The sequence below is a fragment of the Thermodesulfovibrio sp. genome (assembly GCF_049969575.1).
Taxonomy (GTDB): Bacteria; Nitrospirota; Thermodesulfovibrionia; order Thermodesulfovibrionales; family Thermodesulfovibrionaceae; genus Thermodesulfovibrio; species Thermodesulfovibrio obliviosus.
Genome location: NZ_JBMFOO010000044.1, coordinates 1 through 6,014, shown reverse-complemented (window position 1 = coordinate 6,014; position 6,014 = coordinate 1). Strand labels below are relative to the sequence as shown.

The window sequence follows — 6,014 nt, the reverse complement described above, 5'->3', positions numbered from 1 at the left end:
TCAGGGTTGAGCTTAAAACAGAGATTATGATGAATACACAGAGGATTGATGAAACCAACGCCAGACTTGATGAATTATTTTTAGAGGCATCAAAAATCAGAGCAGACCTTAATAAAGCTTTATCTCAGAAAGAAGCTATTGATGATATGAGATTGAGAATTCAAAGGCTGGAAGATAAAGTATTGACTGCTGCATAAATTCATTGAAGATTCCTCAGCATTAACAGACACATCGCAGAATATAAAAATGGCAAACTCAAAATTGTTTATGAATATCCAAGACAGAGCATAAAAAAGATTTTCTATTCAGACCGAGCTGGAGTTTTCTATGAAACTGGAAATGGCATAGGCTTTGTAAAAAATGGTAGTGCGCTTGAGTTCCTTCAAAGTGAGAATTTTGAAGCATTTCTTAAAGAAAAAAGCATTTATGTCTTTTTTGTGAAAGCCCTGGCAGTGGCAGAGTTTAAAAAAGAAAGAAAAAACAGCTTTTTGCCCAGTATAATCAGCGTCAACTAAGTTTAAATGATTTAGCAGAAAATATTAGAGCCTCTTCAGAGTTGAATGCCTCTGATTTGAATCAAATCTTAGGTAATGTCATACAGGATAAAGTTACTGAGGTAATAAAGGATAAGATTGACAACATGGGAGAAAAACTTTTTGATAAACTTGATGAGAAATACAAGAAAACATGGGGATCAAAAATAAGTGAACACGCTTTGCCAGTTTTGAAAATTGCAGTGACAGCAAAAACAGAAGGTGCAGCTTCAGAAAGAACTTTAAATCTTGAAAAAATAAGTCTTTTATGGTATAAAAAAGTATGCTACTTCAATCAAAAAAAGGGCTTACACTTGTAGAAGTAGCCATTGTTCTTGTGATACTGGGCCTTTTAGTAGGTCTTGGTGCAAGCCTTATTGGTCCGCTTACAAAAAGGGCAAAACTAACTGAAACAAGGGATATTGTGAATGCAGCTACAGAGTCAGTGATAGGTTTTACGGCAAAAAATAATAGATTGCCAACATCTACAGAGTTTCCTCAAGTAGTAAGAAACCCTAATGATTCATGGGGGAAAGGACTTGTTTATTTTGTTGACAGTGCCTTGACTAATCCGCCATCTAATCCTGCTGAAGGAATTTGCGGAAGGAAAACCACAAATGTAATTGTTTGTACAGATGCAAACTGTAACAATCAAATTCAGAATGTAGCTTTCATAGTAGTAAGTGGTGGTCCGAATTACAATGTTCAAACAGGACCTTTAACAAATTCTCCATGCCCTCCAGGAAAAACATGCTATAGAGTGTATCCGCAAGATACTCCAAATATTGATGATTATTCTGGTGATTTTACAAGGCAACAAGAGTATGATGATATTGTTAAGTGGGTAAGTCTTGATGAGCTTAGAATAAAAGCAGGATGTCAGGGAGCTCAGCTTAAGATTTTAAACAATGAATTACCGTACGGTTATGTAGGACAATCTTATGAAGCCAAAATTTATGCGGAAGGAGGAGTCCCTTTCAGTAGTGGCGGAAAATACAGGTGGTGTATAGAAGTTAATCCTTCTCTTTCAGGATTCGATGTTAGTCAACTCACAATTTCATCAGATTGTTTAGGACTTGCAGAAGCCTCATGGAGGCAGGCTGACTATATCACAATATCTGGCACCCCAAACACACCAGGAACTTATCTGCTTACTTTTTTTGCAAGAGATAATCAAGACCCGACAGGTTCAAATGATAACATTGCTCAGAAAACTCTGGTATTAACCATAAATCCTTTTGGCGGCGGCGGAGGAGGTGGTGGTGGTTGTACTTCCTATGCTCTTAGTATTTCTAATCAAGGAACTTCAAAGTCCTTTAGAATTGATTCAGGACTATGTCAAAACTTAGGCAATGGAGACAGTAGTTATATATCAGGTCTGGGTAATAGTAGTGTTTTAACTGTTTATATAAACACTTGGTGCTGGGGCACTATATTGCTTTCTGGAACGATGCAAAATCTTGATACCAACGGTGATTGTCAGGTTAATGTATCATGTCAAGGTAATAATTGTATCGCTAATTAAGAGGTTGAATGATATTTAAAACTAAAAAAGGCATACCACCAGGTCTTTTAACAATTATAAGAGCAAATGAGAAGACTCCGAAAAAACCTATTTTTTTAATAATACTATCATTACTGATTGTTGCCATCGGTTTTGTTGGAAGTTTTATTTATAATCATTATATAGAATCAGAATTAAAAAGCTCTAACAAGCCTGTTCAATATTCAACATTAGGGCCAAACCCTTCGCAAGAAAAAAAATATACTCAATCAAGTACAGAACCAGCTTCTGTACAAGTAAAATCTATGGAAACAGAAAACATTAACCAAAATTTAAAGACAAAACATACAACAAAACCTTTAAAGCAGGAAAAAGTAGCAAAGCAGACTACACAAAAAAAGCAGTCTAACAAACCTGCTGAAATTCCTTTTGAACAGTTTAATGCAGAAACAGTCAAAGCAGTAGATTATCTTTACAGAGCTCAGGATTTTGAATCAAGGGGAAATTACTCTGATGCAATCTCCGAATACAGAGAGTATCTTAGAATTACGGGAAAGCAGGATCCAAAAATTCTTGATAAAATTGCAACCCTTTATCTCATGATTGGTGATCTTAAAGAAGCTTCCCATTATGCCCAGCTGAGCCTGAATCAAGCTCCGGATAATGTTTCAATAATCATTAATTACGGTGTAATTCAGGCAAAGATGGGAAATCTCACAAAGGCTGAAGAATGTTTCAGAAAAGTTCTTTCTATGAACCCGGACAACAAAACAGCACTTTATAATCTCGCACTCTTAAAGGAAAAGAAAAAACAATACGAAGAGGCATTGAAACTATATGAGAGACTTTATCAACTTGGTGATCCTCATGCTACAGAGGCAATTCAGCGCGTAAGGTCATATAAGTAAGTTGAATGCATCGGGAATGAATTTTATAATCTCTGATATCTGAGTTGATGGTTCTGGAGTTGACAGCTGTCCTGCAATTCTGTTAATCCTGGCTGCCATACTACATGCTTTTTCTACTTCATATCCTGAATCAATTAAAGCAGAAACTATGCCTGTGAGGCTATCTCCTGTTCCACCAATTGGTTCAAGAGCTTCAATACAAGGTTCTGATACAATATCTATGATTCTGCCCTGCTTTACAATATAGTCTGCCCTGCCTTTAACAAGCAGATATTTTGCCGCATTTTTATGTTTATAGGCTCTCTCAATGAGTTCTTCAACTCTGCTTTCATCCTGAAGGAGAAAACCTCTTGTGTAAAAGGGATGCGGAGCTTCTTCATCAGCTAAAAAAGCAAGCTCTCCAGGGTCTGGTGTAAAAAGATCAAAACAGCTGGCGTTGCCGCTCATCTTTGCTGCATACATAAATCCTGCATCAGCTATTAAAAAAGGGCGTTTATATAATTCTCCAATGGCAAGCAAAATTTTATTACACCAATCAGCATCTGGCATTAAGTAGTGAAATGTAAGTGTATCAAAGTCATGATTTTTAATTTCCTTGACAAAAAATTCATATAATCTCCTGCTTCCGTAGCCTTTTCCTGTATCTCCTGCGAGATAAACATATAGCGCAGCTTTACCTGATATTTCAAGAATTTTGCATGCTGATGCAATCAGAGCAGGTGTGCCTCTCTGTATGGAAATTTTTCTACCCTCTACAATTAAGAAATTGCCTTCAAGCTGAGCCTTTCCAGAAGTAACAGGAAAATCTTCTTCTGGAACAGTGCCTATGACTGCAAGCATAATTCTTTTATTTTATCATAGGCTAACTGAAGTGCATATCCACAGAGAGTATGTCCGAGCATTCTCGGCTCTGTTGCTTCATTAATTTTTTTACCAATCAAGCAAGCTGCCAGATATGGAACATCAGGGCATCCTCCACCTGAAACATTAACAATAGTAAGGCTACTTTTATGAACAGTTATTTTCATGTTTGCTGCCCTTACCATGATAAATTTTCCGTAGTCTTTAACATGAAAGAGGTCAACAGGTTTTAAATTGCCATCATTGGAAGGCAAAAAATCAAGGGGCATAAGCCTCTGAGCTTCAAGAACATTAAGGATTCCCATTGCTTCCACAACAGAAAATTCTATTGCAAGGTCACATCCTTTTCTTACATGTGGAGGTGGTCCTACAACTTTGATCTCATATCCATGCTCTTTTAGAAGCCTCTCAGCTCTTATGACTTCTGATGTGTTTTCAAAGATAAGAATTCCTCTCTGAGTGGGAGTAGTCCTGTGTTTGAATAATTTTTTCAATATCTTCATTATTCACCTGCTCAGTCCTTTTTAATTCTCACTTTGTAGCCTGTTGTCTCTTCGGTTATCTCTACAATCTGCCATCCCATTGAAGTAGCAGCACGGGACACATTCTCCTTTGATGTATCAGTATCAACAAGAATCTCTATCTCACCTTTGCCGAGCTTTTTTATTGCCTCAAGAGTTAAAAGCACAGGCTCAGGGCATGAAAGTCCTCTTGCATCAACAATTTCAGCCATTTTTTTACCTCCTTCTCATTGTTAAACCAATTATTACGCAAACTATTAACCCAATTATTGTTGCCACAGCTCCATTTGGACCAATTCCTGCTGGACTGCTTGCCAATCCAAAATTGTGTGCTACCCCTGCACCAACAATCATACCAGAGGCAAAAACTGCAGCATCTGCATCTCCTTCTCCTGAAAGAAAAAGTTGTCTACCAGGACAACCACCTGCAAGGGTAAAAGCCAGTCCGGCAAGAGTCATTCCAAGAAAGTTCCACAGTTGCATTGTATGGGCAATTGGTTGTTTTTCAAAGCCAGGATTAAATTGTCCGAGTATAAGATTTGTAATTAAAGCAGCGATGAAAAATGCAGCCACGCCTGAAAATAAATGCCCCTGCTTGAAAAGTATTAGGTCTCTGAATGCTCCCATTGTACAGAATCTGCTTCTCTGAGCAAGAACACCGATTAACAAAGCAATCCCAAGTGATATAAACAAAGGAGCATGCTGTGAGCCAGGTCCCTTTATACTATAAAATAGCAGCATTCCTCTGCCTTCACCTGCTGGCTGAGGATCAATCAGTAATAGTAAAAGAAAGCCCAGCATTAAAAGAGGAAAGGCAATTCCAGCAGCCTTTGATGGAGTTGATTGAGTTCTTCCCAGTGAATAACCAGCCTTAAGAAACCTTGTTCCAATCCATATCCCAAAAATTAACCCAAGTAAGCCAAAAATAGCGTTTCCGTCTCCACCTGCAAGCCTTAAAATTGTTCTCCATGGACACCCTAAAAACACCAGTGCACCTATCATTGCAAAAACACCAAGAATGAATCTTATAAAAGGTGCTGAACCTCCACGAGGTCTGTATTCTTTAAAGGCAAGGGCAGAAAGAAAAGCTCCAAGAACAAATCCTATAATTTCAGGTCTCATATACTGAACAACTGCTGCCCTGTGAAGTCCCAGCGCGCCTGCAATGTCTCTTTCCATACAGGCAACACATATACCCATGTTTGGTGGATTTCCGAGATTCTGAAGCACAGGAGCAAGCACACCGATAATTAAACCAACAAAAATAATGCCACTTCTTGTGGCAAAGAAATTCTTAAACTCCATCTGCCTTCCTCCAGAATTTTTTGAATATTTTACTTTAGTAATGCCGATATGTAAAATTGTTTTTTTCAATAAATCATAGAATATTGATAGATTTTTCCAATGCCTTTTGCTATTCCGGGGCTTTATCCTGTTACTTGCCCTCTCACCCCCTTCTTGACCATTTGAACAATTTTGAACCATCTTGAACTTTTTTAAAAAGGAGAATCTCTCACCTGTGCGGTGGTGTTGGAAAAGGTTCAGATTGAACAGGATTTATGCGACCAATTTCAATCCATTGCTTTCTCATCAGCATATCGTAAATTCTGTAACTTATGTTAAAATTATCCCGTGGCTTTATTCCATAACCATTTGCGAAAGAAATTAAATATATAATGAGATAGAA

7 protein-coding genes and 1 pseudogene are annotated in these 6,014 nt (G+C 37.7%); 4 read left to right on the top strand and 4 right to left on the bottom strand.

Going from position 1 to position 6,014, the window contains the following annotated elements; translation table 11 throughout:
* The 4 genes and pseudogenes from ACP5O9_RS08530 to ACP5O9_RS08515 form a co-directional block, all read left to right on the top strand.
* A pseudogene (locus ACP5O9_RS08530) lies at positions 1-197 on the top strand (hypothetical protein); the annotation flags it as partial.
* Between the two features lie 374 nt (positions 198-571).
* On the top strand, positions 572-853 hold the full coding sequence (locus tag ACP5O9_RS08525) for a hypothetical protein (protein ID WP_353686664.1): 282 nt from the start codon (positions 572-574) through the stop codon (positions 851-853).
* Positions 817-2,058: a prepilin-type N-terminal cleavage/methylation domain-containing protein gene (locus tag ACP5O9_RS08520; protein WP_428723833.1), complete on the top strand. Its 1,242-nt coding sequence runs from the start codon at positions 817-819 to the stop codon at positions 2,056-2,058. The genes ACP5O9_RS08525 and ACP5O9_RS08520 overlap by 37 nt, the downstream gene beginning before the upstream one ends.
* An 8-nt stretch (positions 2,059-2,066) precedes the next feature.
* The gene (locus ACP5O9_RS08515; protein WP_424905398.1) at positions 2,067-2,945 is read left to right on the top strand and encodes a tetratricopeptide repeat protein; all 879 of its coding nucleotides are present in this window, start codon (positions 2,067-2,069) and stop codon (positions 2,943-2,945) included.
* On the opposite strand, the gene ACP5O9_RS08510 is transcribed toward ACP5O9_RS08515, so the two are convergent.
* From ACP5O9_RS08510 to yedE, 4 genes are read right to left on the bottom strand one after another with little or no spacing between them, the layout of a single operon-like run.
* Positions 2,934-3,785: an NAD(P)H-hydrate dehydratase gene (locus tag ACP5O9_RS08510; protein ID WP_428723832.1), complete on the bottom strand. Its 852-nt coding sequence runs from the start codon at positions 3,783-3,785 to the stop codon at positions 2,934-2,936. The two genes, ACP5O9_RS08515 and ACP5O9_RS08510, sit on opposite strands and share 12 nt — an antisense overlap.
* Entirely contained in the window at positions 3,770-4,309 is a 540-nt protein-coding gene (locus tag ACP5O9_RS08505) for a DUF3343 domain-containing protein (protein ID WP_428723831.1), read from the bottom strand. The genes ACP5O9_RS08510 and ACP5O9_RS08505 overlap by 16 nt, the downstream gene beginning before the upstream one ends.
* An 11-nt stretch (positions 4,310-4,320) precedes the next feature.
* Positions 4,321-4,539 (bottom strand): sulfurtransferase TusA family protein, encoded by a 219-nt coding sequence (locus tag ACP5O9_RS08500; protein WP_353686669.1) that lies wholly within the window; start codon positions 4,537-4,539, stop codon positions 4,321-4,323.
* Positions 4,540-4,543: 4 nt separating this feature from the next.
* Entirely contained in the window at positions 4,544-5,632 is a 1,089-nt protein-coding gene (gene yedE, locus ACP5O9_RS08495) for a YedE family putative selenium transporter (protein ID WP_428723830.1), read from the bottom strand.
* Positions 5,633-6,014: the final 382 nt, after the last annotated feature.